The organism is Bacillus sp. SRB_331 (assembly GCF_003264175.1).
Classification (GTDB): Bacteria; Bacillota; Bacilli; order Bacillales; family Bacillaceae_G; genus Bacillus_A; species Bacillus_A mycoides.
Map to the genome: position 1 here is coordinate 20,181 of NZ_NADV01000003.1, position 24,636 is coordinate 44,816.

The following is a 24,636-nucleotide window of genomic DNA, read 5'->3' on the forward strand; positions in this document are numbered from 1 at the left end:
AACTTAGTAGTTGTCATGGCATGTAAAAGGTGTCGTACTGTTAATACAAAACTTACAGATCTTATAAATCTTACAAATTTATGCTACTTAAAAACATATGAACTTAAAGCACTTGATTGTCGACTAAAGGCAACAAGTGTTTTTTTATAGATAGGTATGCTTTGAGTGTATAAAAATTATTTTTATGAATTAGGGCTAACAGAAATTACTAGTATTATATAATTGAAAATACATTAGTAAAAGGTTTAAATAATAGCTTTCTCCTTCATTAGAGGTGAAGAAGTATTACTTGATGGAAGCGTACGTAGATACGGTGGAACGAACTTCAGTGAAAGCGTAAAAGAAGCTCATGATGCCTCAAAGGCGAGTATTCAGAGTAGGATCTCGAATTTGGAGAGTGGTGGGGTTAAGGGTACGGGTGAAGAAGCTACTAGACTTATTCCAGGTACCCCTGGAAAGGTTACAGGAGGTAGTTCTACAAAATTAGGGCGAAATATATTGGAATCCATGGGGCTTCCACGTTCTGCATCACGGAAAGGATATCAGGCGCAAAATATAATACCTAAAAACTTAAGAAATCATCCGGTATTAAAGAAAATTGGAATGGATATGGATCATGCTGATAACGGGATATTTTTACCGATACCAGCAAAAGATCCAAGTGCTTTGTCTAGGCATAGAGGATTTCATAGTGTATATAATAATGTGGTTAAAGATCAGTTAGATAAATTAAATATCAATCAAAGTATTAAGGAGTTGGAACAACAAGTGTTTGAATTGCAACAAAAATTAAAAAAAGGTACAGAAAGTGGCTTGCCATTATACAAATCAAAGGTATTAGAAATTGGTATTGAGAAGTTTTACAAAACAAAATTAAATGAAGAAATAAAGATTTGGAAAAGAGGTGGCGGTGCTACTGAAGAGCTTTGGGAAAGGTGGATAAATAAATGAAGTACGGAAAAAACACTCAATTAGTCGAAGAGGTTATTAATTTTATTACAAATTTACAACTTTTTCATAATGAAAACCTTCTAAATCGTGATGTTGTTATGGTTAATGAGTATGAAAGAGCACAAGTATTGGCATGGTCTCAAGATTTGGATGAGGTTGAAAACGTTTGGGAAGATATTAAATCCTCAGAAGGTGGGGAAATAATAGGACAATTATATGAGCATGATTTAAACTCTATGGAGCGTACTATAAGGGAGATTATTCAATCATCCGAGAACTATCCAGGTGATTTTGTATTACAATATATTGATATTTTTGAAGAAATAATTGGAGATTTACATATGTGTGCACTAAATCGCTTAGTAAATGGAAAAGTTGATAAATTTTATGAAAGAATCTTTGAGGTTTATAAGCTTGGGGGATGGCCTTGTGGATGGGAAGGTGAATATCCAGAAGGGAGAATAATTGTATATTCACCAGATAAAAAATAAAGTATATTTGTGGTGGAAAGAAAAACAATAAGTGGTTTAAAAGTAGAGACCCATGATGGTTGTACCATCATAGAGTACTACGTGCAATGATAGAATAGAAAACGAAGTACGAGCTTAGGCGAGATGACATTTTACGGGGTCATGAATATAAAAACACATGGAATGGACATAAAACTAACGAAAACGTACAAACTCATAAGTTTTAACGTTGTAGTTGTCATGACACACAAAAGGTGTCCTACTGTTATTATAAAACTGACAAATTTAATGTTACTTAAAAACAGATGAACTTAAAGCCACTTGATTGTCAACTAAAAGCAACAAGTGCTTTTTTACGTTTTAGCGTAGAAATTTAATAGGAAACTATAATTTTATTATGTAAACTTTTTCTGTTTTTTTTACATAGTGTATACAACTAACGGGGAGATAAATGTTCACTATTACCTTTATTCCTGTTATAAAAAATTCTACAATAGAAGGCAGAACGTATATTTGGTATAATCAAAACATACTATATGAAATGATGTACATGAGTTTGAAATTCATGTAATAAGGTAAGTACTACATAACAATAACTAATATTTAAAGTTCTCGTACCTATAGGATTCAGTTCATGTTATACAAATCAGTTGTTAGAAAGGAAAAGATGTAATGAATCAAATTTCATTTGAAGATTTATTTGAAGAAGAAAAAGAAAAAGTGGAGGTAGCTGAGATCCCAGCACCTTTATCGCCCTTGCAAAAAGATATTTTGGGATTATTTAATTCTGAAGAAATAAGTGCACTTGAGCTATGCGAACAATTAATACGATCTGGTAAAATATCAGATGAAAGATTTACAACGAATAAGCCTAAAGCCTTTGGACAAGTATGCTTAATATTAGAAGGGTTTGTTACAGAAGGAAAGCTTACTTTTATCAAAAATGATGAGAAAAGAGATAGGGTTTATAAATTGAATGAAGAAATTTTTAACATATAAGTTGTCCAGAATTAAATGAATGTTTTCTACGGAGCTAGTTCAGTAACCAAAGTAAAAAGGGGTATCAATCAAGAAAGATTGATACCCTTTTTGTTTTTTTACATCTTACATATTTACGTTTGAAACCGAGTCTTTCTCTATCAAGTTCTAAATGCATATTTTCGTAAGCATTTAGAAAACTGCTTTTTTCTTGTTACGTTTTACTTCAACTATACCAACTTCTTTTGCAGTCTCGACTGCCTTTTCATGTAGTGGCGCATATGAAATCCTCACAGTGTTTAGAAGATTATTCATAGCGGATTTTGTTCGTTCTGGAGAATCCTGAATCGTATTTTTCACAATTTTATAGTTTTGTAAAAAAAGTATATTAAAAAATGCACTAATAAATTATTCTCCTTTTATTTAGGCTGTTTTCGTATAGATTGTTGCTCTCTATCAACGAGTAAAAAAAGGGATATTCCACATACAACACGTTAATAACTTTCATCGCCGCTTGAAAAGATGGATGGAACGATTTCAAGGCGTTTGTACGTATTATTTGGATAGTCACCTCTACTGATATCGTTGGCTTGAGTTACATAAAAACTTAGCATTTGAAAATTGGATAGAGCAAATACTTATTTCAGCTTGCCAAAAATCTAAATATTTCACAGTTGAAGCATTAAGAAAAGATAAAAAGCATCATTAATCAGATGCTTTTTAGGTAGATTCAGTGGTTTATTGTTATTTAACTAATGGAGTAGTTTAGTTGAATAAGAAAAAAAGAGTAATGCGTATTTGACTTAAAATGCGATACAAAAATGAACTGTACAAGGATGACAATTCATTTAATAGGTAGGTATTATTTCACATTCTTTAGAGGGAAAATTACCTTGTTATAAAAAAATCTTTCCCATTTAGCTAACAAACCGTTCCCATTTTCACCACGTTGAATTTCAATTTCGTGTTTTTTATGAAATTCTGCTATTCGTTTATTATGCTCTTTGTGCAATTGATGGAGAGCTACTTGTTTCATTATTATCCCTCCTTTCGATTAACCATAATTATATATCCTGGGTTGATTATAGCAAAGTATTCTACACGTTTTGTAGATTAAATCTGCCTTTTAGTTTTAACAGTAACAATCTTTGAGAAAACAGCCTTTATTTATGATGATCGTCGTAAGGTCATTGTCCAGAATAAAAGAGCGCAAGCACTAACGGATGCACCTAATATACAAACTCCGTTCCATCCGTAGCTTGCATAAATGTTTGTGGAAAGAATTGCACCTGTAGCACTGCCGATAGAATAAAAAATCATGTAACTGGCAGTGAGGCGACTTCTCGCTTCTGGACGTACTGTGAAAAGTATACTTTGATTGGTGACATGTACAGCTTGCGCAGCTAAATCTAAAAGGATAACACCGATAACTAGTAGGAATAGAGAATGGTTCATTAATTTAATTAGGAGCCATGAAAGTAATAATAAGGATAAGGCTATGCCAGTAGTTCTCTCTCCGAATCCGCGATCAGCAAGTTGTCCGGCTTTAGTGGCAGCTAATGCACCAGCAACTCCAGCAAGACCAAATGCTCCGATAGCTGTATGTGATAGATTATATGGTGCAACACTTAGAGGTAAAACTAATGAAGTCCATAAAATACTGAAGGAAGTAAAAATAAGCAATGCTAATATTCCGCGAATACGTAAGATCCTTTCTTCTACAAATAATAAGAGAACAGAACGTAATAATTTACGATAGGTCATAGCTGTTTTTTTATGTTCAAGACTAGGTAAATTACGATATAACAAACCAATTACGAAGAGCATAAGTACAGCAGAGGTAAGATAAACGGAACGCCATCCCGCTAGATCTGTTAATGTTCCGGCAAATGTACGTGCAAGTAGAATTCCTATTACGACACCACTCGTGACGAAACCTACTATTCGCCCACGGTCTTTTGGGTTAGCTAAAATGGATGCGTATGCGACGAGTGTCTGCGTAACAGTCGCAAGAATTCCGACTAAGGCCATACCTATAAAAAGTACGGTACTGGAAGGAGCGACTCCGACCACAATTAAAGCGAAAACGGATAAAAGCATTTGAACAATGATAAGTCTTTTTTGGTTTAACAAATCACCAAGTGGAACTAATAAAAGTAATCCGAGTGCATAACAAACTTGAGTAATCGTAATAACGACACCAATAGTTGAATGGTTGATCTTAAACGCATTTGATAAAGAATCAAGTAGAGGATGAGCGAAGTATATATTCGCCACAGCCATCCCGCAAGCTATTGAAAATAATAGAGTTATATAGCGGGGCATGATTGTATTGATAGGTGATTGGAACTGATCATTATTCTGTGTAAGAGCAGTTATCATTTTTTCTTTAGTATCCATAATATCATCTCCTTTTGTTTTTAAAATAATGTACCGAACGGTATGGTATTTCGTAAGTCAAATATAATCAGGGATAAGTTGCTATGTCAAGTGAATTGTAATTTAAATTCAGTTTCTTTTGACATATCATTTATAATTTAATACGATATATAATATACTGATTAGTACATAAAAACGTGATTTATAATTTAGAAAACAGGTGAAAAAAGAGGAGGGGTTAAATGGCTCGACTACGTGAATTTGATAAAGAAAAAGCTTTGGATGCTGCTATGCAACTTTTTTGGGAGAAAGGATACGCCGCTACTTCATTAAGTGATCTAACTGCTAAAATGGAAATACAAAGACCGAGTTTATATGCGGCATTTGGTGATAAAGAAGGGCTATTTGAAGCTGCATTACGGAGATACACGAATTTACACGCAGCTAGCATTCGAACAAAACTTCAAAAAGAACAATCTGTAAAAGAGGCCATTCGTATATTTTTTGAAAATATGGTGGAAGAGGAATATAAAAAAGAATCAAATAAAGGCTGTTTTTGTATTAATACAATGGTGGAACTTGCTCCTCATAATGAAAAATTTGAAGTGCTGACTAGAGAACATCAAATGTATCTTTCAGTTATATTTCAAGAATTAATTACTAAAGGAATTCAGTCTGGAGAACTGCAAAGTGATGTGAATGCTAAATCATTGGCACAAACGCTAGTCACTTCATTAATTGGATTAACGGTGTTAATGAAATCTCGCCCAGAACGTTCAGTTGTAGATAATTCGGTATGTATCATATTATCGTTACTAAAATAAATGTAACAGAATTGTATTTCAATCAACTATGTCAATTATAGACACTTTTATTTATTAGCTTTTAACTTTAAGCACTGAATTGTCTACGAAGGCAACAAGTGCTTTTTATTTTCGTGTAAATATGAGCAGGTGAATCATAATGGTTGTCTGCAATATATGAAGATTGTTGGAGACATTTGTAATTAGGCATCGGATAAGAGAGGAATGAAAACACTATATAAGCCCCTTCAAAGCCCCTTATAAGCACCTACCAAGTAATAAATCACTAAGAAAAAACAAAACAAAAACAACTACAAGAACAAAACAAGCGTGAAAAAATAAAACCGGCGTTGTAGTAGTTAAAAAAATTTGGAATTCAAATGCAAAAACAAAGCCCTCATTCCTATATGTATATTGAAGGATTGAAATTTGCCTTTTTATGAATAAAAGGAGGTGGGAAACATATGGCGGTGTACCGTAATGTGCAGGTGAACTTTTGGCAAGATGAATTCATATTAGATTTAACGCCAGAAGAGCGTTATTTTTACATATATTTGTTAACTGGTACGAAAACGAAGCAATGTGGTATTTACATATTACCAAAGCGTTTGGCAGAGCTTGAAACTGGTTACAGTATGGAGACTGTTGAGAATTTATTGAACCGGTTTGTGGAATACGGGAAGATTTTATATGATGCGGAAACGAAAGAGTTATTCATTATAAATTGGTTACACTATAATCCTATTTTTAATACGAACATAGAGAAATGTGTATTACGTGAGCTGAAACTGGTGAAAAGTAAAGAGTTCCTACTTAAGTTTTTACGTAAATGTCTTGAAGAAGAATGCAAGATTCCATTATTACTTCAGTATTTTGGTATGCCAGAGGAAGAGGTTAGTAGTAATTCACAACAAGCAATTATTCAAGAGAAGGAAGAGAAGGAAGAGGTAGAAAGAGTAGAGGATGCCACTCCGCATAGTGAAGTTTATAAATTTTACGAACAAAACATTAGTAGTCTATCTCCATATATCGCGAAGGAATTAAAGGAATGGATGCAAAGAGTTTCAGGAGATAAAGTACTAGAGGCACTTAAAATTGCGTTTGAAAATAATAAGGGGACACTTGCTTATGTGAAGGGGATTTTGAGGAATTGGTGTAAGAAAGGACGAGTAAGCTTCAATAAAGGAAAGGAAATAGTGCGTAAGAGAGAAGTATTCAGTGTGTATGATCCATAGCATGAGCAAGTAATGATTTCTTCTTTTCTAAAAGGTTCTTTCACAATAGAAGCGAATAGATTGAGAGAGGAGGGATTGTATGGAAGTCGTCATAAAAAAGAAACGAAATAGGGGAAAAAGAATTTTTATTTGGTCTAGTAGTATCGTTCTTTTTTTGTTTATTTGCGCTATGATTTTTTTGAACATATATACGCTTAGTTCTGTGCCAAAGATAGATGGAACGATAAAACTTGAGGATTTACAACATGCTGTTGCGGTGAAACGAGATAGTAAAGGTGTACCACATATTAAAGCGGAAAATGCGCATGATTTATATTTCTCGCAAGGGTATGTACAAGCGCAAGATCGTTTGTTTCAAATGGATTTAAGTAGAAGACAAGCTTCTGGTATGTTAAGTGAAGTTGTAGGGGAAGCAGCTGTTGATCGAGATAAGTTGTTTCGAACGCTCGGTTTACGGCGAGCGGCAGAAGCATCTGTTAGTCAATATGATGGGGAAGCGAAATATGCCCTGCAGTCATTTGCTGATGGGGTGAATACTTTTATACGTGAGGCAAAAGAGGAAAAGAAATTGCCGGTTGAGTTTACTTTATTAGGCTATGAACCTGCTGAATGGTCAATCGTGGATTCTTTAACGATTGGAAAGTATATGGCGTTTGATTTAGGAGGACATTGGCACGGACAAGCATTTCGATATTGGGCGCTGTAAAATTTACCGAAAGAGCAAGCAAATGAGCTATTTCCTACATATCCGAAAGATGCGCCTAGATTGCTAGCTGAATTGAAAAATACAAATGTGGATGTAGCACAAAGTTTTTCAAAGACAGTTATTCCACCAGAGTTTAACGGTAGTAATAACTGGGTTGTGAGTGGTGAAAAGAGTGTATCTGGTAAGCCGATTTTAGCGGATGATCCTCATTTATCTCTTGCGACACCTTCTATTTGGTATCAATCGCAACTTGAAATGAAAGATTTACATGTGAGTGGCGTTATTTTCGCAGGAGTACCAGGCGTTATATTAGGACACAATGACAAAATAGCATGGGGCGTTACGAATACAGGTCCTGATGTGCAAGATTTATATATTGAGAAGCGAAATCCTAATAATGAAAATGAATTTTTGTATAACGATAAATGGGAAAAGGCTACGGTTGTTGATGAATCTATTAAAGTAAAAGGCGGGAAAACAATTCCGTATAACGTTACGGTTACGAGGCATGGTCCAGTTATTTCAGAGTTTGCAGATAAAGGAAAAGAGAAAACAAAAACAGTATTCGCTTTGAAATGGACTGCTTTGGAGCCTTCCGCTGAATTAAAGGCTGTATTAAATATGAATAAGGCGAAAGATTGGAATGAGTTTGAAACGGCTCTTCAAGATTTTCATACACCAACTCAAAACTTTGTGTTTGCATCAAACGACGGCACAATTGCTTATAAAGCGAATGGAAATATACCAGTGCGTAAAAAAGGTGATGGTAGTTTGCCTGTGCCAGGGTGGACAGACGAATATGAATGGGAAGGGTATATTCCGTTTGATCAGCTACCGAAAGTAATAAATCCAAAACAAGGGTTTATTTCAACTGCAAATAATAAAATCGTTGATGATAATTATCCGTACCATATTAGTAATACGTGGGCGCAGCCATATAGGCAAATGCGTATTCAAGAGTTTTTACAAGAGAAGGAAAAGTATACGGTGAAAGATTTAGAAGATTTACAGATGGATCAAAAAAATTTATATGGGAAAGAGTTTGCCCCTATATTTTTAAAAGAGTTAAATAAAACAGATTTAAATGAAGTGGAGAAAGAAGGCGTAAAACAATTAACAAAGTGGAACTTTTACGATAGTAAAGACGAAGCGGCACCATTAATATTCCATTTGTTAATGAAAGAGATTTCGAATACGTTATTTTCAAAAGAGATACCGAAAAATGTAATGGAGTTATTTGAAGGTAAGTCACAAGTTGTTGATGAATTGATTCGGAAACAAGTAGCAGGAGAAAATAGCGCTTGGTTTACGAAGTACGGAGGTTTCACAGAAGTTGTGCATACATCGTACGAGAATGTAATGAAGAAATTACAGAAGGAGTATGGACCCGATGTAGCTGAGTGGAAGTGGGGAGATTACCATCAACTTGCTTTTACACATCCAATTTCGAAATCATCTAGTATATTAGCATTACTTGCATTTAATCGTGAGAAACCAGTTCCAATTGGAGGAAGTCAAGTTACCGTTCAAGCAGCGAGTTACGGAGATAACGGTATTGTCAATCACGGGGCGTCTTGGAGATTCGTTATTGATACGAAAGATATGTCAAACGGTTATCATATAGTGGGGCCGGGACAATCAGGACATTTTAGAAGCGATTGGTATCATGATCAAATAGATGATTGGGTGAACGGTGAGTATCATACGACTACACTTAATACAGATGGGATAGAAGGGAAAGTGTTAAATTTAGTCCCTAAATAATGTGTAGATATTTTGAGATGGAATGGTTTGTAAAGGAGCGGGAGAACCGCTCTTTTTTTGAATTATTTTTCTTATGGAATATATGTGTAATGTTGTATAAAATAATCAAGAATGCCAAAAAATATAGGGGGAAACTTGTGAAGAAAAGTAAGAGTTTAGTAAGTATTTTAGGAGTGTGTATCATGTTGTTTTCTTTTTGTTTCCAGGGAAATATACAGGCGGATGTAAATACTGTTCAATCTGGAAAAATAAAATCAGGAAACGTAACGGTATGGGAAGTAGGCAATGTAGCGAAAGTGTTAGCAGATGTAGAGCGCTTGAATTTAAATACGGTGAATGTACCTATTCAAGTAGATATTTCGGATGTGAATTCGGCTAATATGGTAATTAATCAGGCGCAAAAGAAACAAGCTATTATTTTAATTCAAGAATTATTAAAGCGTAATATACAAGTTATATTGGAGCCGTTTCCGTTTATTCAGCAAGGAAATATTGGAGAAACAGAGTGGAACCCTAGTAATATTAACGATTTCTTCTGGAATTGGAAAACGGTTGTTTTACAAGATATTTTTAATTCCATTACAAGTAAGTACAATGTTTATGGGCTGAAAATCGCTTCTAATTTCGTTAATATGGAATATGCAGAAGGATATTGGAATGATACGATTAATTTTGTTCGCCAGCAGTATAAAGGAAATGTTTTGTATCAAATGAACTGGTGGTTAACTGCAAGTTGGGATCCTTCCTTTGAGGCGAAATTTGAAGAGAAAATAAATCGCCCGTATTTAAAAAAGGTGGACATTGTAAGTATTGATAGTTGGTTTGAAGTTTCAGGAAAAAGAAATCCATCATACGAAGAAGTAAAACAAAGCTTATTTGCGACGACAGTATACAATCGTGGCCAAAATGTCGTTCAGCAACTTGAGACATTACATAAAACAACAGGAAAGCCAGTTTATTTTGGTGGATTTAACGTTCCAGCACGCGAACTTGGATTACAAAGCCCGTGGAACCCAGATGTTACGAATACGTTTTCAAAAGATGTACAACTTAACGGGTGGCGTGCTTACCGAGATGTATTAGAACCGAAGCCATATTTTAAAGGGTTTTCAATTTGGTTTATCGGATCTAATGATAGTAATCATTCATATCAAATACATAGTAAAGAAGCAGAGACAGTTATTAATGGCTGGTATCGAAAATAAATTTTATAAAATAGGTAAGTTTTAGAATCCATTACATATATTTTAGTGAAAGGCCTTTCACCATCTTATCACCTAGGGGGCAATCATAATGAAATTTTTGTCATACCTTACAGTAATTTTGGTGATTCTTGGCGGTTTGAATTGGTTGTTTGTGGCGTTAGATTATAATGTAGTTGAGAAATGGTTTGGTTCTATGCCGGCGCTTGTGGATACTATTTATTGGCTCTTTGGTCTTTCAGCTATTTATCAAATTTTCGATCGGTTCTTTACGAGTAAGTAGCTATTATACTTAATTACTAGAGTGTTAAGTACGATTATGTACTTAACACTTTTTTGTATGTTTATAAAAAATAGGGTGCACATGCAAGCGATTCCATTGCGTCTTGCACCGTAATAACGGAAAACAAATTGACCATGTATTGTATATAGGTTATAATTCAGAAAGTTTAAAAAATAATAAAAATGAGAAATAGGGAGGTTATCTGGGTGATGGAGAGAGTGTATAATTTTTCAGCAGGACCATCTATACTCCCTTTGCCAGTTTTAGAGAAAGTGCAAAAGGAGCTTGTAAATTATAACGGGACAGGCATGTCTGTTATGGAAATGAGCCATAGATCTTCTTATTTCCAAAGTATTATTGATGAAGCAAGTAGCTTACTTCGTGAATTAATGAACATTCCTGATGAGTATGAAGTTTTATTTTTACAGGGCGGTGCGTCATTACAATTTTCTATGATACCGTTAAATTTAATGAGTACGTATAAAAAAGCCGGGTACGTACTGACAGGTTCATGGTCTAAAAAGGCGCTGCAAGAAGCCGGAAAAATAGGAGAAGTACAAGTGATTGCTTCTTCTGAAAAAGAGAAGTTTACTACGATTCCTAAAATGGATGATTTACCAAATGATGAAGAACTAGATTATGTACATATTACAACGAACAATACAATTGAGGGGACAAAATATGTGGATATTCCACATTTAGAAAGAGTGCCGCTCGTTGCGGATATGTCCTCAAATATTTTATCAGAACAATATGATGTTACGAAGTTTGGTCTCATATATGCGGGTGCGCAAAAGAATTTAGGGCCAGCGGGTTTAACGATTGTAATTATAAAAAGAGATTTAATTGGCAGTGCAAATAGTGATTGTCCTACGATGTTAAACTATGAAACTTACAGTGAAAATAACTCCCTATATAATACACCGCCATCCTTTAGTATTTATGTAGCAAAACTTGTACTAGAGTGGTTGAAAGAACAAGGCGGGGTATCTGCGATTGAAGAACAAAATAGAATGAAATCTTCACTTCTTTACAATTTTTTAGATGAATCTAAATTGTTTACTTCACCAGTTGATCCCACGTATCGGTCACTTATGAATATTCCGTTTACAACACCGTCAGAAGAGCTTAACAATCAGTTTTTACAAAAATCGAAAGAGCGCGGTTTCGTTACGCTAAAGGGACATCGTTCAGTCGGCGGTATGCGCGCTAGTGTTTACAATGCGATGCCAACCCAAGGTGTACAAGAATTAGTAGACTATATGAAGGAATTTGAGCTTGAAAATAGATAGGGAGATGGGGATATGTTTCGTGTTCAGACGTTAAATCAAATTGCCGAAAAGGGTTTGCAAATTTTTGATGGGAATCGCTATGAAATTGGAGACAAAGTAGGTCATCCAGATGGTATTTTACTTCGCAGCTATTCTTTACATCAAGAAGAGTTTTCAGAAGATTTAAAGGCGATTGCAAGAGCTGGTGCCGGTGTAAATAATATTCCTGTTGAGCGTTGTACGGAAAAAGGGATTGTAGTATTTAATACGCCAGGGGCTAATGCGAATGCAGTGAAGGAACTTATTATCGCAAGCCTTATTATGTCTTCCCGTAATATTATAAATGGAGTGAGCTGGACGAAAGAGTTGGATGGAGAAGAAGTACCACAGCTTGTTGAAGCAGGGAAGAAGCAATTCGTTGGATCAGAAATTGCAGGGAAACGTTTAGGGGTTATCGGTCTTGGCGCAATCGGTGCTTTAGTTGCGAACGATGCGTTATCTTTAGGGATGGACGTTGTTGGCTACGACCCGTATATATCAGTTGAAACAGCATGGCGTCTTTCTACGCAAGTACAAAGAGCATTTAGCTTAGATGAAATCTTTGCAACGTGTGATTATATTACACTTCATATTCCTCTTACGAACCAAACGAAGGGGATTATTGGTGAACACGCTATAGAGACGATGAAAAAAGGAATGCGTCTATTCAATTTCTCTAGAGGAGAACTTGTAGATGAAACAGCTCTTCAAAAAGCGTTAGAAGAAGATATTATTACACATTACGTAACAGATTTCCCGAATGAAAATGTGATAAAGATGAAAAATGTAACAGCAACGCCTCATCTTGGTGCATCTACGTCTGAATCTGAAGAAAATTGTGCAGTAATGGCTGCACGTCAATTACGTGAATATTTAGAGACAGGTAATATTCGTAATTCAGTAAACTATCCAAACGTAGAACTTCCGTACATTGGAAAAAAACGAATTACAATTATGCATCAAAACGTTCCGAACATGGTAGGACAAATTACAGGATGCTTAGCAGAACATCATATTAATATTGCGGATATGATTAATCGTAGTAAACATTCTTGGGCGTACACAATGATTGATATTGATAACGGAATTGATGATATAATAAAAGAGAATATTGTGGAAAATATAAGCAAAATCACAGGTGTTGTAGCTGTTCGAATGATTGTGTAAAGGAGAGAGAAACTTGGCAAAAATCCGACCGTTTCGTGCTATTCGTCCAGTAGAAGGAAAAGCAGCACAAGTAGCAGCTTTACCGTATGACGTATTAAATAGTGAAGAGGCAAGAGAAGTTGTAAAAGGGAATCCATATTCTTTCTTACACGTTGATAAAGCAGAAATTGATTTAGACCCGGCACTTTCACCGTACGATGATCGCGTATATGAAAAAGCGGGTGAAAATTTAAAGCAATTTATACAAGAAGAAGTGTTCGTTCAAGATGAGGAGCCAGCGCTTTACATTTATGAACTGACGATGCAAGGAAGAACGCAGTCAGGCCTTGTCGTTTGTACATCGATTGACGAGTATGAAGATGATACAATTAAAAAACATGAAAGAACGCGTCATGAAAAAGAACTTGATCGTATTCGCCACGTAGATGTGTGTGATGCAAATACGGGGCCTATCTTTTTAACGTATCGTACGAAAGAAGATGTGAAACGTATCATTGCAAGCTGGAAAGAAGAACATGCGCCAATCTTTACATTTACAGCAGAAGATGGTGTGGAGCATGTTGCGTGGAAAATAGCTGATGAAGAAGTAATTGCAAATTTAGTAAACGCATTTGAAGATATTCCTAGTCTTTACATTGCAGATGGACATCACCGCTCTGCATCAGCTGCAAAAGTAGGACTAATGCGAAGAGAGCAATATCCGAATTACACAGGAGAAGAGGAATTCAATTTCTTCCTATCTGTTTTATTCCCTCATGATGAATTATCAATTTGGGACTATAACCGGGTTGTGAAAGATTTAAATGGTTTATCAGTCGAGCAGTTTTTAAAGCAAATTACGCAGTACTTTTATGTAGAAGAAGCAAATGGTTCTCCGTATAAACCAAATGAACCAAAATCATTTGGCATGTATGTAAACGAGAAGTGGTATAAGCTCACTGTGAAAGAGGAAACGTTTGATGCGAATGATCTCGTTAAAGGTTTAGATGTATCTATTCTGCAAGATCATTTATTAAGCCAAGTACTTGAAATACATGATCCACGATCTGATTCACGCATTGATTTTGTCGGAGGAATCCGCGGATTAGAAGAACTAGAACGCCTTGTAAATAGCGGTGAATATAAAGCAGCGTTTTCATTATATCCGACATCAATGGAAGCTTTATTATCAATCGCAGACGCTGGAGAAATTATGCCACCAAAATCAACGTGGTTTGAACCAAAACTGCGCAGTGGGTTGTTTGTTCATTCGTTAAAATAAATATAGACTTCTTTAGATTGAAAAACCGAAATGATTATAGTTTCGGTTTTTCTTATGTTAAAAGTGTTTTTGAGGAGGGGTATCGATGAAATTGCAAGTAGGCGAAAAAATCACCTTTGAACGAACGTTTACAAAAGAAGATGTTGTTTTATTTACAGAAGTATCTAAAGATGAAGGTGTTCATCATGTTACACCAGATGAGCAGGGGAGATTTGTTGTACAAGGGCTGTTAACATCAACGCTGCCTACAAAAATTGGCGGTGACTATAACGTACTAGCTCGCAAGATGGATTTTGAATTTTTACGTCCTGTTTTTAGCGGTGATACAATTCGTTGTGACGTAACTATTGAACAATTTGAACCCGATGAAAAACATCGCACAAAAATTATTGCGATGTTTATATGTAGGAATCAACTGGAAAAGGAAGTGTTGAAGGGAAGTTTTTCGGGGATTATTCTTTAGTTAGTAGAAAAAGTAATGAATAGGTGGGGGGCCATGTCACTCGGGCTTAGATTTTTAATTCCACCATAACGAAAGTTTTATGCATTGCTGAATACTGATAATAAAACGTTATGTAATATACTCTGTTCTTTTCTTAACTAATAGAAGAATAGTTGAATAAGCTCGTCAACAAAAAGGACATTCCTAGTAGTACAAGAAATGTCCTTTCCACTATATTATAGGGTATTTAGCTAAAATTCAAACTCTAAAATTAGTTTACTAGTTTGACCTGTAAACTGATAATGATAGGATCCTCTCAGACTTTCTAAGTTACCGGTAGCTTTAATAATTGTTCCTGGGGAATCTAGATTTCCTTTATCAAATATTCCTTGCTCTATAGCTGTAAATGTCCCTTGTTGCCCCTTATAAATTCCTTCAAAGTGTAAAAATCCAGAAATTTTAGCAGTAGCCAAGTGACCATCATTTATATTTGAGTCTAAATAATATAATAAGTATTCAACAAAAGCTTTTCCTTTTAATTCACCATCAATATCATATTCAACATGGGCAATATTAATAGGTAAATCTTTTCTAGTATCATCGATTAGTTTTTCATCCCATTTACTTACTGTAAATGTTACTTCCATAAACGTAAATCCCCCTCCAATTATATACTTTTAAAAAGTATCAATTCACAGTCATATCTCATAGGAGTGTTTTTATTTATTCCACGCCACTCTCTAAAATAGAAAAGGATACATTTTCACAATTAATTTCTGCCATCGCACCGTAAGGTAAAATAAACTTTGGTTCGGTATGGCCAAAATTTAAATTATAAAGAATCGGCAAATCTTCTAAATTATGTTCTTTCATAACTTGCAGTATTTCGTGTTTATATTCTTCATAATACATTTCGTCTTTTGGTTTACCAAAAATGATGCCTTTTGCTTTTTGTAGAATGCCTTGCGCTGCATAATTTCGTAACCAATACTTTATATAACTTGGTTCTGGATGATCTTCAGAGGTTTCAAAGAAAAGGATACTATTCTCCCAATGTTTTTTCTCAGGCCAAAGTTCCGTTCCTTTTGCAAATTCCAATACTTCTATACAACCACCAATTAAGCGTCCTTGTACGGTAGTAGAGCCTTGGAGTAGTTCATAGCCATTGTTTTGTTGCATCGTACGCCTTGTATCTTTATTTACCTCTATCCATTCTAAACGCTCACTTGTCCATTCATGAGCTGGTTGAATCTCGCCAATTGTCTCATTTGAAAAGAGAGTCCGATTTACCATTTCAACTGTATATGGATCCATCTCTATATTTTCGGCAAAATCAGTTAAAATTGCTGGACCGTAAAAAGAGGAAATTCCTGCTTTATGACAAAACAAGTGTGAAATGGTAACGTCAGAGTATCCCATAAAAATTTTCGGATTTTCACGTATTACATTAAAATCTATATAGGGAAGTAAGCGAATGCTATCTTCACCGCCAATATTCGCAATAATTGCTTTCACACGCGTATCTTTAAAAGCTGTCATTAAATCTTCCGCACGAGCCTCTGGATTGTTATAAATGAATTCGCTACCTTTTAAACTATTTGGCATTGGGACAACCGTAAGACCGAAAACTTCTTCTAATCTCTTTACTCCTTGTTCATAACGCCATCTTATCTCAGAATCGCCTGCGCCTCCCCATGAAGGGCTTACTGTTGCCACAATATCTCCTGCCTGTAATCTCTTTGGTTTTATTAACATTTTAACTCCGCTCCTACATAATGTAATGGACTACGATTATACAAACTGTAGCATTGAAAAAATATGATGCATCACATTAATTTCTTCGTTATCAATCCGTTTACCTGCTGGTATTCAAGAATTTAGCACTCGTGTTGAATATAGGAATAATCGATTTATATTTGAAAATCACAGTATGCAACATTGCATAAGAAAGATGGTTGCTATTTTCTATAACCTGTAACTATAATAGTTACAGGTTGGTCGTATCCAATCAAAAAATATAATCATCATGAATGGAGAGGTTACATATGGGTATGAAAAAATTAATTTTAGCAGGTGCTTTAGGGATCGCAGCATTATCAGGAACGAATTTACCAGGATTAGAACTATCAAAAGCGAGTGCCGCTTCTATTGAATCAAATTTCTCGACGTTAGAAGGGCGAGTAGTAGAAGTGGATAACGGTGTAATTGTTGTAAAATCTAAGCAATATGAGGAACCTGTTAGTGTGTATATTGATTCATTTTCAAATGTGAAAGTAGGGGATGAAGTAAAAGCTACTGGATCTATGATGCGTAATTTTACGGAATATATGATTGCAAATACAGTTGAAAATACGTCAAATAAATTAGGTATGCACATGAAAGAAGACGGTTCTCCTGATTATATAATTGGGGAAGTATCAAAAATAGGAACGATGGAAGATGAGGGGAACGGTTCTACTAAATATGTTGTAGTGCAGTATCCATCAGTAAATGGGAAGAAAGCTATTATTGAAGTGTACTTAACTAAAGGACAAGTATTTAATACGGGTGAGAAAGTAAAAATTGATATGAAGTATGTAGGCTGGGGCGGAATTTCTATTAACTACAACACAACAGATCATATCGAAAAAGTTCATGAAGCAAAGAGCAACGTTGAAAATAATGAGGATGTATGGATCTGGTCTTAATAAGGCGAGTATAAGTCGTTATTTGCAATTTACTCCAAACAATAAATGTAAAAACTAAATGTATCATGCAGTACCCATCAAATTATCATGTGTATGACAATTTGATGGGTATTTTTTATTTTGTGTTTTTTGAGAATAAGGGATTTTCGATTAGAATATGATGTTTAAATCGGAGCGAGTTTAAAAAATACAATATTGAAAGAGGTGTTTAAGGGTGGAGCGAGATGAGAATTATTTACGAGCTAAAAAAAGGGTGGAGAATTTAAAAGCGTTTTACATTCATTTAACGGTCTATATACTAGTTAATTTGATGCTTTTTTTTATAAATATAAGCTCTGATTCAAGTAAATTATGGTTTTTATATCCACTGGGAGGTTGGGGGATCGGTATCGTTATACACGGTTTGACAACTTTTCCATTTGGGATATTCGGAAAAGAGTGGGAAGAACGAAAGATTAAAGAATATATGGAGAAAGATAAGTAAATCTTTTTCTGCAATGTATGAATATAAAATACAATAGCAAGTATCTTTTAGAACATAGCATGTTTATAAAAACTAAACTTAAATTTGCTGGAGAAGAATCCATTTTGATGAAACTTTCTTTCGAAGCTAAATTAATAAGTGTGGGGAGACGGAAGGTAGAATCCACTTAGGAGGATATCAGTTGGAATTAGTGATGATAGTAATAGAAATCTACAAATTGAAATAGTAATCAATGCCGAGGTATAAGCGGGGATAAAATGACATATAAATCTCTGTGATCACATGCTTGATGCGAAGTTTATTCTATAGCTTCGCCTATTTGCTTTGTATTCGAAGTTTGTGCGAGTGAGTATTCATATTCATTTTTAAGCGTCAATTGCATGTGAAATCAAAACTTTATTTGTAGTACATAGTCAACTACCCCCACTGAGATGAAGCGTTTCAGTGGGGGCTTGAGTTAGAACACTAGGTCTTTTCATCTATCGCTAGACAGTTTGACGCTCTAGCACTCATGCCACCTTATGGTAACACCCCAAGTATGTTTTTGGTTGGTACTGGCAACGAACTATTGTTTTCCCACTTGCACCACCCTTTCGAAAAAGAGCAGTTCTTCCTTATGGAAGAAGCCACCACTCAGATGACTCCGGCGTGTGCTACAAGCCCCGACAAGTCGAGTACACATGGATGGTTGACGCACCCACTAAGCTATGCGCGAAGCAACAGCCTTACGTTTTTGCACTTCTAATAGAATCGGCGTTTTCACTTTGAGATTGTCATCCAATTCTACAACTCTTGATTTTTGCAATGTATTCAATGCACCATTGATATCAGCATGGATACATGTTCCTGTTTTACTTCGATACAGACCACGAGTGATTCGTTTGCCACTAAAGCGATAATGCGTCCTATCGTCCTTAGACCAAACAGGAACCCTATCTTTATCAAGAAAACTAGCTTTTGAAGTATAGCTTTCTTCTTGTTTTAAAAATCGGATGCCTTCTTTTACACATTTATTCTCAATTGCTGCAAGCAGTTTATGAAATGGGATTTGAACAAATGTTTGATTATTCCTTTTTCCCATATCAGATTTTTGTTTCCAACCAGCGTTATACCCTACGACAACTGTATCTATGTTGCATGCTTTCACTTTTTTAAACAACAAGCCTACAGTTTGTGAAATGTAACCATTTATTTGTCGTTCTCGTTTATGCCAAAGTGCGGCCATTTTGTTCGTTACAACACGTTTTGAAAGTCCGTTTTCCACATTTTTTTGCTTCAGATTACCTATCATTTTGTTGAAGTACTGGTTAATGGATTTTAGTTTTTTTCCATCAATTAAAAATGCATCACCTGTATTTGTTACGCAACTTAATAATCTGTCTACCCCTAAATCGCAACTCAAAGCGTTACTAGTAGTCGTGGATTGTTTCTTCATTTGAGAAAGGTGCATTTCATATGTGTAATGCACCTCAAAGAACCGACCTTTTTGCTTCGGTACAATTTCAATGTAGGAGATTTGTTTATTTATTAAATTTTTAGGCATACGTATTTTTATGGAACCGAATTTTTTTCTGAATGCAACGTTCATCGGAATGATCCAATACCCGTTATCATCCACTTTTGGAACTTGATAGATTTCAATAATTCGTTTGTCAGTTGAACGAGAATAATTCGGAAACTTTGGACGACCTGTGAAGGTGTCAGGTTTTTTCTTCCACTGTTCCAATGCTTTAAAAAAGCTCTTCACTTCTGTAAATAAGGCTCTACGAATCGCTTGAACAGAGTTGGATTGAATGCCCCAGTAGTTCCTATCGGTTTGCATGGCAGTGTCCACTTCTTTTACAGTAGCCATTTTATTATGGTTCAAATAACTTTGTTTAATCGTGTACAATCCAACATTTCGCAACGCTTTTGAACTATGTGACATGCGTTGCAGTAAGCGGAATTCTTTAGCCGTAAGGCAAGCTCGTCCGATATTCTGTTTCTGCGTGAATCGTTGCATGTTTTCTCTTTTCTTTTGTTTACGTAATACTTTCACTGCTTTCTTTTTAACCATCGTTTTCACCACCTTTCTTAGAGAGTTCATTAAAATTATTTTTGACAAATCAATATTTGGAACGAAACGGAACAAAATATGAACATGTTCTTCATCGTAATTCCATTCTTCTACAGTAATTCCTTTTGGCTCAAGTGACCGAATGATTATTATCCAATTTCGTTGTCTTACGATATATTCCCTCCTTATCTAAGGGCAGATTATATCGTAAAACAAAAAACGAATGTTCGTAACCAAAAATTGTTATGAACGAAACAAAAGAGTTCAGTCCACCTTCTGACGGCAATTCATCCCCACCTGAATTGTTGGGTTTCACCCCTAACACAATTCAGATGGAGTCTTCTTGCCGAAAAGGATAAATAAAGTTGTTACCCTTTTTAAATTACATGTGGATATAGAATAAAGTTGATTTATCATCCTATATTAAAATAAAAATAAACCACTGTTCGATTTGAATATTCCACGATATAATGGTGAGAGTTTATGACAGAATAAATATTTACATAAGAAGTGAGGTACTTTATGAAAAAAAGAACGACAGACATTATTTTTATTATTATTGGTGCATTTCTTTTTGCGTTAGGTGTCAATTTGTTTGTTATCCCGAACGAGTTTGGTGAGGGTGGGGTAACAGGTATCACGATTATTACGTACTATTTATTTGAATGGTCCCCAGGCTTAGTTAACTTAATTTTAAATGCGATTTTGTTAATAGCTGGTTATAAATTTTTAAATAAGATTACAACAATTTATACGATTATCGCTGTAGTTACGAACTCGCTATTCCTTCATTTGACAGAAGGCTGGACTATTACTTCAGATGAAATGCTCGTAAATGCCATTTTCGGAGGAATATTTATAGGATGCGGGATTGGTCTAATCATTCGTGTTGGCGGAACAACAGCAGGTACTACCATCTTAGCAAGGATGACGCATAAATATTTAGGATGGAGCATTAGCTATGGTTTACTGTTCTTCGATTTAATTGTTGCGTTTTCATCTTATTTCATCATTGGTGCAGAAAAACTGATGATAACAATTATTATGCTATATGTAGCAACGAAAGTGATGGAGTTTGTAATTGAAGGTTTAAATCCGAAAAAGGCTATTACGATTATTTCTGATAACCCGAATGAAATTGCCGGGAAGGTAACTACCTTAATGGGCAGAGGGGTTACTGTGTACTCAGGTCATGGCTATTACACGAAAACTCCGAAGGAAATTCTTTATATTGTTATTAATAAGCAAGAAGTAGTGAAGCTAAAACGGATTGTTCAAACTACGGATCCGGCTGCGTTCATCGCTATACACGATGTTCGTGATGTGTTCGGAGAAGGATTTGTTGATATTTCTAAAGCTTAGTAAGAGTAGAAATTGTTTTTATTAAAATAATCTTAATACTAAAACGAAAGAATCTATTTTGAATAATTTTTTTCAAAATAGATTCTTTTTATTTATCTTAAAATGTTGGCTTGTAGTGTATTATGTATCAGCTCTTATTCAAAAAAACTAATAGCAGTTTGTTTTTCTTTTTCTTGCAAAAAGTACAATTGTTTCTTAATGTAAGAATGTAGAAGGATGAACAAGAGAGGGTTTAATGAAGATGATACATATTTTATTAGCTGATGATGATAAACATATTAGAGAGTTATTGCATTACCATTTACAAAAAGAGGGCTTTAAAGTTTTTGAAGCGGAAGATGGAAAGGTAGCGCAAGGCGTTTTAGAGAAAGAAAATATTCATCTTGCGATAGTAGACATTATGATGCCGTTTGTTGATGGCTATACGTTATGCGAAGAAATCCGGAAGTATCATGATATACCTGTTATTTTATTAACTGCAAAAGATCAGCTAGTCGATAAAGAAAAAGGATTCATTTCTGGTACGGACGATTATATTGTAAAACCATTTGAACCAGCTGAAGTAATTTTCCGTATGAAAGCTCTATTGCGCCGTTATCAAATGCTTAGTGCTGATATTATTACATTACACGGAACGATAATTGACCGAAAAGGGTTTGAAGTGAAGTGTAACGGTCAGACGATTTTGCTTCCATTAAAGGAATTTGAATTATTATCACAACTTGCTAGTTATCCTGGAAGAACCTTTTCAAGAGAAGAATTAATTGAATTAGTATGGGGAATGGATTTTGAAGGAGATGAACGAACAGTTGACGTTCATGTGAAGCGACTGAGAGATCGTTTTTCAAAACGAACAGATGATTTTCAAATTACGACAGTACGCGGACTCGGTTATAAGTTGGAGTTGAAATAAAATGAAATCACTATATTCTAGATTTGTTTTTATGACAGTCGGTATTATGCTTCTTAGTAGTATTATCGGTTTTTTATTAACGAACGTATATTATCAAGTGAAGTTAAAACCGTACAATAGTGAAAAGATTTTAATGTATGCTAAAGAAGTAAAATCATTATATGAAAAGCAAAGTGAAGAGAATAAAGAGGCATACTTACAGTCTATTGCGAAGTTAGGGTATGAAATTTATATTGTAGATGACGAAAATCATGGAAAGCGTATTGGGAATGCGTTTCGTAAGATAACAATTAGTGATGATACCGTTCATAAAGTATTGCAAGGTGAAACGTTTAATGGCGTTTCCACATATCCAACCCGCTTGTTTATTACAGGATTTTTCGATAATGAATTAATTAATAGTGTCGGTGTACCGCTAAAACACGATGATAAACAGTACGCTTTATTCATTCGCCCTGACATTCAGCAACAATTCGGCGAGATGAGAATTTTTCTAGCGGTATTACTTGGTTTCATCGTTGTATTAAGTATCATTTTTATAGCGATTGCAGCAGGGTATATTGTTCGTCCTATTCGAACATTTACGAAAGCGACTCAAAAGATTGCAAGTGGTGAATATGATATCGAATTAGATGAAAATCGAAAAGATGAAATTGGTACACTAGCGACTAATTTTCAAAAGATGACAAAGAGCATTAAAGAATTAGACCAAATGAGACAAGAGTTCGTTTCTAACGTTTCTCATGAATTCCAATCTCCACTTTCTTCGATACAAGGTTTTTCGAAAACATTACAATCGGAGAATATGAGTGAAGAGGAAAGAAAACGTTACTTGAAAATTATTGAGGGCGAAAGTAAGCGAATGTCTAGTTTATGTAAACAGTTACTTACGCTAGCTTCTTTAGATAAAGAAGAGAAAGTGTTGCAAATAAAAGAATTCAATCTACAGAAGCAAATTAAAGACGTCATTTTTATGCTCGAATGGAAATGGCGTGAAAAAGATATCGCCGTTGAATTTGATGTGCCGGACATATTTATAGAAGGTGATGAAAACCTACTACATCAAGTATGGAGTAATATATTTACGAATAGCATTAAGTTTTCAAACGATGGCGGAACCGTTGAATTTGTTGTAGAAGAATTAGAATCCAGTATTGTTATTTCTATATCAGACAACGGAATTGGTATGGAACAAGAAGAAATGGATCGTATATTTGATCGTTTTTACAAAGTAGACACAGCAAGAGCAAGAAACGTAGAAGGAAGCGGCTTAGGATTATCTATCGTGCAGAAAATTGTTGAACTGCATCAAGGAACCGTTTCAGTTTATAGCACGAAAGGGGAAGGGACTACTGTTCGAGTTGAGCTTCCTAAATAGATGGAAAGGAAGAGGCTGTTTTTGGAACAGCCTCTTCTTATTTTTGTCAATTGGTCAATATATTATCACTTACGTGTAAAGTGATAAAAAGTTGTTTAAAAAATGCGAGTCATTCTATTTCACAATTGGGTCAGTTTGTGGAATAAGATTAGCAGGAAGTTTATTTGAAAATATAGAATCTCTACAGAGTTATAAGGATTTTATTGAAACTTTAACTATTTAGGGAGGCGATTACTTTGAAACGAATTGACTTGTTTTTAAACGGACTAGATTCCACATTCGATAAAGAGAGTTGGTATGCACCGTTTAAACATGCTATAGAAGGACTTACAGCCGAACAGGCTATCTGGAAACCATATGGAGAGGCAACTAAAACCATTTGGGAGAACGTTAATCATCTCATTTATTACAAAGAGAGACTTGCTGCAAACTTGGAAGACCGTGAATGGATACATAATCTCGACGGTGATGAAACCTTTTATCTTACCAATCAATCTAATGATGATAAGGAATGGAATAAAGTCGTTGTACGTTGTGAAAATGCCCAACGTAATTTAAGACAGGCATTGAGTGCAATTTCCGAAAAAGAACTTGAGCAAAGTTCACTTGAGGGGAAATTACTAGATATCATGCTTCATGATGCTTATCATACAGGTCAAATTATTCAATTAAGGAAAATGCAGGCGGCATGGCCATCAAAGCGTTAACTGAACGTTTTAGTTGGTGCTATTGTTATATTTTTAGTGAGGTATTTTACATTCAAAATTAAATAACTATAATTATAACCCCGTCCCAAATTTAGAAC

Annotated in this window: 22 protein-coding genes and 3 pseudogenes; 19 read left to right on the top strand and 6 right to left on the bottom strand. The window is 35.0% G+C overall.

All coding sequences use genetic code 11. From position 1 onward, the window contains the following. Window positions 1-249 precede the first annotated feature (249 nt). The 3 genes from B5P42_RS01910 (at window position 250) to B5P42_RS01925 (ending at window position 2,420) form a co-directional block, all read left to right on the top strand. Complete coding sequence (locus tag B5P42_RS01910) at window positions 250-951, top strand: AHH domain-containing protein (protein WP_113733528.1); 702 nt, start codon at window positions 250-252, stop codon at window positions 949-951. Next, the gene (locus tag B5P42_RS01915) at window positions 948-1,442 is read left to right on the top strand and encodes a cytoplasmic protein (RefSeq protein ID WP_113733529.1); all 495 of its coding nucleotides are present in this window, start codon (window positions 948-950) and stop codon (window positions 1,440-1,442) included. The genes B5P42_RS01910 and B5P42_RS01915 overlap by 4 nt, the downstream gene beginning before the upstream one ends. A 651-nt stretch (window positions 1,443-2,093) precedes the next feature. After that, window positions 2,094-2,420, top strand: coding sequence for a DUF3895 domain-containing protein (locus B5P42_RS01925; protein WP_002013774.1), 327 nt, complete (start codon window positions 2,094-2,096; stop codon window positions 2,418-2,420). Window positions 2,421-2,484: 64 nt separating this feature from the next. Here B5P42_RS01925 and B5P42_RS01930 read toward each other — a convergent pair. Beyond that, window positions 2,485-2,765 (bottom strand): annotated as a pseudogene (locus B5P42_RS01930) (hypothetical protein); the annotation flags it as partial. Window positions 2,766-2,856: 91 nt separating this feature from the next. On the opposite strand from B5P42_RS01930, the pseudogene B5P42_RS32475 reads away from it, so the two are divergent. After that, window positions 2,857-3,108, top strand: a pseudogene (locus B5P42_RS32475) (IS1595 family transposase); the annotation flags it as partial. Window positions 3,109-3,261: 153 nt separating this feature from the next. Here B5P42_RS32475 and B5P42_RS31845 read toward each other — a convergent pair. Together B5P42_RS31845 and B5P42_RS01935 are read right to left on the bottom strand one after the other, a co-directional pair. Continuing rightward, entirely contained in the window at window positions 3,262-3,435 is a 174-nt protein-coding gene (locus B5P42_RS31845; protein ID WP_002013769.1) for a hypothetical protein, read from the bottom strand. Window positions 3,436-3,566: 131 nt separating this feature from the next. Next, complete coding sequence (locus tag B5P42_RS01935; RefSeq protein ID WP_113733530.1) at window positions 3,567-4,799, bottom strand: MFS transporter; 1,233 nt, start codon at window positions 4,797-4,799, stop codon at window positions 3,567-3,569. Window positions 4,800-5,020: 221 nt separating this feature from the next. Here B5P42_RS01935 and B5P42_RS01940 point away from each other — a divergent pair, with 221 nt between their 5' ends. The 9 genes and pseudogenes from B5P42_RS01940 (at window position 5,021) to B5P42_RS01980 (ending at window position 14,972) form a co-directional block, all read left to right on the top strand. Beyond that, the gene (locus B5P42_RS01940; protein WP_044443435.1) at window positions 5,021-5,602 is read left to right on the top strand and encodes a TetR/AcrR family transcriptional regulator; all 582 of its coding nucleotides are present in this window, start codon (window positions 5,021-5,023) and stop codon (window positions 5,600-5,602) included. Window positions 5,603-6,045: 443 nt separating this feature from the next. Further along, window positions 6,046-6,816 (top strand): DnaD domain-containing protein, encoded by a 771-nt coding sequence (locus tag B5P42_RS01945; RefSeq protein ID WP_113733531.1) that lies wholly within the window; start codon window positions 6,046-6,048, stop codon window positions 6,814-6,816. A 79-nt stretch (window positions 6,817-6,895) separates the two neighbouring features. Further along, window positions 6,896-9,286: pseudogene (locus tag B5P42_RS01950) on the top strand (penicillin acylase family protein). 137 nt (window positions 9,287-9,423) lie between these two features. Then, window positions 9,424-10,491 (top strand): glycoside hydrolase family 113, encoded by a 1,068-nt coding sequence (locus tag B5P42_RS01955; protein WP_113733532.1) that lies wholly within the window; start codon window positions 9,424-9,426, stop codon window positions 10,489-10,491. 88 nt (window positions 10,492-10,579) lie between these two features. Further along, complete coding sequence (locus B5P42_RS01960) at window positions 10,580-10,771, top strand: DUF378 domain-containing protein (RefSeq protein ID WP_002084566.1); 192 nt, start codon at window positions 10,580-10,582, stop codon at window positions 10,769-10,771. A gap of 209 nt (window positions 10,772-10,980) precedes the next feature. Further along, the gene (gene serC / locus B5P42_RS01965) at window positions 10,981-12,063 is read left to right on the top strand and encodes a 3-phosphoserine/phosphohydroxythreonine transaminase (protein ID WP_113733565.1); all 1,083 of its coding nucleotides are present in this window, start codon (window positions 10,981-10,983) and stop codon (window positions 12,061-12,063) included. A gap of 12 nt (window positions 12,064-12,075) precedes the next feature. Beyond that, window positions 12,076-13,248 (top strand): 3-phosphoglycerate dehydrogenase family protein, encoded by a 1,173-nt coding sequence (locus B5P42_RS01970; protein WP_002128119.1) that lies wholly within the window; start codon window positions 12,076-12,078, stop codon window positions 13,246-13,248. Window positions 13,249-13,261: 13 nt separating this feature from the next. Further along, the gene (locus tag B5P42_RS01975; protein ID WP_113733533.1) at window positions 13,262-14,509 is read left to right on the top strand and encodes a DUF1015 domain-containing protein; all 1,248 of its coding nucleotides are present in this window, start codon (window positions 13,262-13,264) and stop codon (window positions 14,507-14,509) included. 85 nt (window positions 14,510-14,594) lie between these two features. Then, window positions 14,595-14,972, top strand: a complete 378-nt coding sequence (locus B5P42_RS01980; RefSeq protein ID WP_113733534.1) for a hotdog family protein — start codon at window positions 14,595-14,597, stop codon at window positions 14,970-14,972. Between the two features lie 230 nt (window positions 14,973-15,202). On the opposite strand, the gene B5P42_RS01985 is transcribed toward B5P42_RS01980, so the two are convergent. Both B5P42_RS01985 and B5P42_RS01990 read right to left on the bottom strand, forming a co-directional pair. Continuing rightward, entirely contained in the window at window positions 15,203-15,598 is a 396-nt protein-coding gene (locus B5P42_RS01985; protein WP_113733535.1) for a DUF3224 domain-containing protein, read from the bottom strand. A 76-nt stretch (window positions 15,599-15,674) separates the two neighbouring features. Continuing rightward, the gene (locus B5P42_RS01990) at window positions 15,675-16,706 is read right to left on the bottom strand and encodes a S66 family peptidase (protein WP_113733536.1); all 1,032 of its coding nucleotides are present in this window, start codon (window positions 16,704-16,706) and stop codon (window positions 15,675-15,677) included. A 290-nt stretch (window positions 16,707-16,996) separates the two neighbouring features. Here B5P42_RS01990 and B5P42_RS01995 point away from each other — a divergent pair, with 290 nt between their 5' ends. Together B5P42_RS01995 and B5P42_RS02000 are read left to right on the top strand one after the other, a co-directional pair. Next, window positions 16,997-17,638, top strand: coding sequence for an ATP F0F1 synthase subunit alpha (locus B5P42_RS01995; RefSeq protein WP_113733537.1), 642 nt, complete (start codon window positions 16,997-16,999; stop codon window positions 17,636-17,638). A 214-nt stretch (window positions 17,639-17,852) separates the two neighbouring features. Continuing rightward, complete coding sequence (locus B5P42_RS02000) at window positions 17,853-18,122, top strand: 2TM domain-containing protein (protein ID WP_000438994.1); 270 nt, start codon at window positions 17,853-17,855, stop codon at window positions 18,120-18,122. 700 nt (window positions 18,123-18,822) lie between these two features. On the opposite strand, the gene B5P42_RS02010 is transcribed toward B5P42_RS02000, so the two are convergent. Further along, complete coding sequence (locus tag B5P42_RS02010) at window positions 18,823-20,298, bottom strand: RNA-guided endonuclease TnpB family protein (protein WP_258397401.1); 1,476 nt, start codon at window positions 20,296-20,298, stop codon at window positions 18,823-18,825. Between the two features lie 402 nt (window positions 20,299-20,700). Between B5P42_RS02010 and B5P42_RS02020 the strand changes: the two genes are divergently transcribed. The 4 genes from B5P42_RS02020 (at window position 20,701) to B5P42_RS02035 (ending at window position 24,538) form a co-directional block, all read left to right on the top strand. Next, a complete protein-coding gene (locus B5P42_RS02020) occupies window positions 20,701-21,540 on the top strand; it encodes a YitT family protein (RefSeq protein WP_003190353.1) in 840 nt (279 codons plus the stop codon). A gap of 235 nt (window positions 21,541-21,775) precedes the next feature. Continuing rightward, the gene (locus tag B5P42_RS02025) at window positions 21,776-22,453 is read left to right on the top strand and encodes a response regulator transcription factor (RefSeq protein WP_002013739.1); all 678 of its coding nucleotides are present in this window, start codon (window positions 21,776-21,778) and stop codon (window positions 22,451-22,453) included. Between the two features lies 1 nt (window position 22,454). Then, on the top strand, window positions 22,455-23,831 hold the full coding sequence (locus tag B5P42_RS02030; RefSeq protein ID WP_113733540.1) for a sensor histidine kinase: 1,377 nt from the start codon (window positions 22,455-22,457) through the stop codon (window positions 23,829-23,831). Window positions 23,832-24,067: 236 nt separating this feature from the next. Continuing rightward, window positions 24,068-24,538, top strand: a complete 471-nt coding sequence (locus tag B5P42_RS02035; RefSeq protein ID WP_088030821.1) for a DinB family protein — start codon at window positions 24,068-24,070, stop codon at window positions 24,536-24,538. Window positions 24,539-24,636: the final 98 nt, after the last annotated feature.

What these genes read in the sequence shown, in the direction of transcription:
- B5P42_RS01935 (WP_113733530.1), bottom strand. Translation starts at nt 4,799, where the DNA reads ATGGATACTAAAGAAAAAATGATAACTGCTCTTACACAGAATAATGAT.
- B5P42_RS01980 (WP_113733534.1), top strand. Translation starts at nt 14,595, where the DNA reads ATGAAATTGCAAGTAGGCGAAAAAATCACCTTTGAACGAACGTTTACA.
- B5P42_RS31845 (WP_002013769.1), bottom strand. Translation starts at nt 3,435, where the DNA reads ATGAAACAAGTAGCTCTCCATCAATTGCACAAAGAGCATAATAAACGA.
- B5P42_RS01990 (WP_113733536.1), bottom strand. Translation starts at nt 16,706, where the DNA reads ATGTTAATAAAACCAAAGAGATTACAGGCAGGAGATATTGTGGCAACA.
- B5P42_RS02030 (WP_113733540.1), top strand. Translation starts at nt 22,455, where the DNA reads ATGAAATCACTATATTCTAGATTTGTTTTTATGACAGTCGGTATTATG.
- B5P42_RS02025 (WP_002013739.1), top strand. Translation starts at nt 21,776, where the DNA reads ATGAAGATGATACATATTTTATTAGCTGATGATGATAAACATATTAGA.
- B5P42_RS01995 (WP_113733537.1), top strand. Translation starts at nt 16,997, where the DNA reads ATGGGTATGAAAAAATTAATTTTAGCAGGTGCTTTAGGGATCGCAGCA.
- serC (WP_113733565.1), top strand. Translation starts at nt 10,981, where the DNA reads ATGGAGAGAGTGTATAATTTTTCAGCAGGACCATCTATACTCCCTTTG.
- B5P42_RS02020 (WP_003190353.1), top strand. Translation starts at nt 20,701, where the DNA reads ATGAAAAAAAGAACGACAGACATTATTTTTATTATTATTGGTGCATTT.
- B5P42_RS01925 (WP_002013774.1), top strand. Translation starts at nt 2,094, where the DNA reads ATGAATCAAATTTCATTTGAAGATTTATTTGAAGAAGAAAAAGAAAAA.
- B5P42_RS01960 (WP_002084566.1), top strand. Translation starts at nt 10,580, where the DNA reads ATGAAATTTTTGTCATACCTTACAGTAATTTTGGTGATTCTTGGCGGT.
- B5P42_RS01940 (WP_044443435.1), top strand. Translation starts at nt 5,021, where the DNA reads ATGGCTCGACTACGTGAATTTGATAAAGAAAAAGCTTTGGATGCTGCT.
- B5P42_RS01915 (WP_113733529.1), top strand. Translation starts at nt 948, where the DNA reads ATGAAGTACGGAAAAAACACTCAATTAGTCGAAGAGGTTATTAATTTT.
- B5P42_RS01945 (WP_113733531.1), top strand. Translation starts at nt 6,046, where the DNA reads ATGGCGGTGTACCGTAATGTGCAGGTGAACTTTTGGCAAGATGAATTC.
- B5P42_RS01970 (WP_002128119.1), top strand. Translation starts at nt 12,076, where the DNA reads ATGTTTCGTGTTCAGACGTTAAATCAAATTGCCGAAAAGGGTTTGCAA.
- B5P42_RS01985 (WP_113733535.1), bottom strand. Translation starts at nt 15,598, where the DNA reads ATGGAAGTAACATTTACAGTAAGTAAATGGGATGAAAAACTAATCGAT.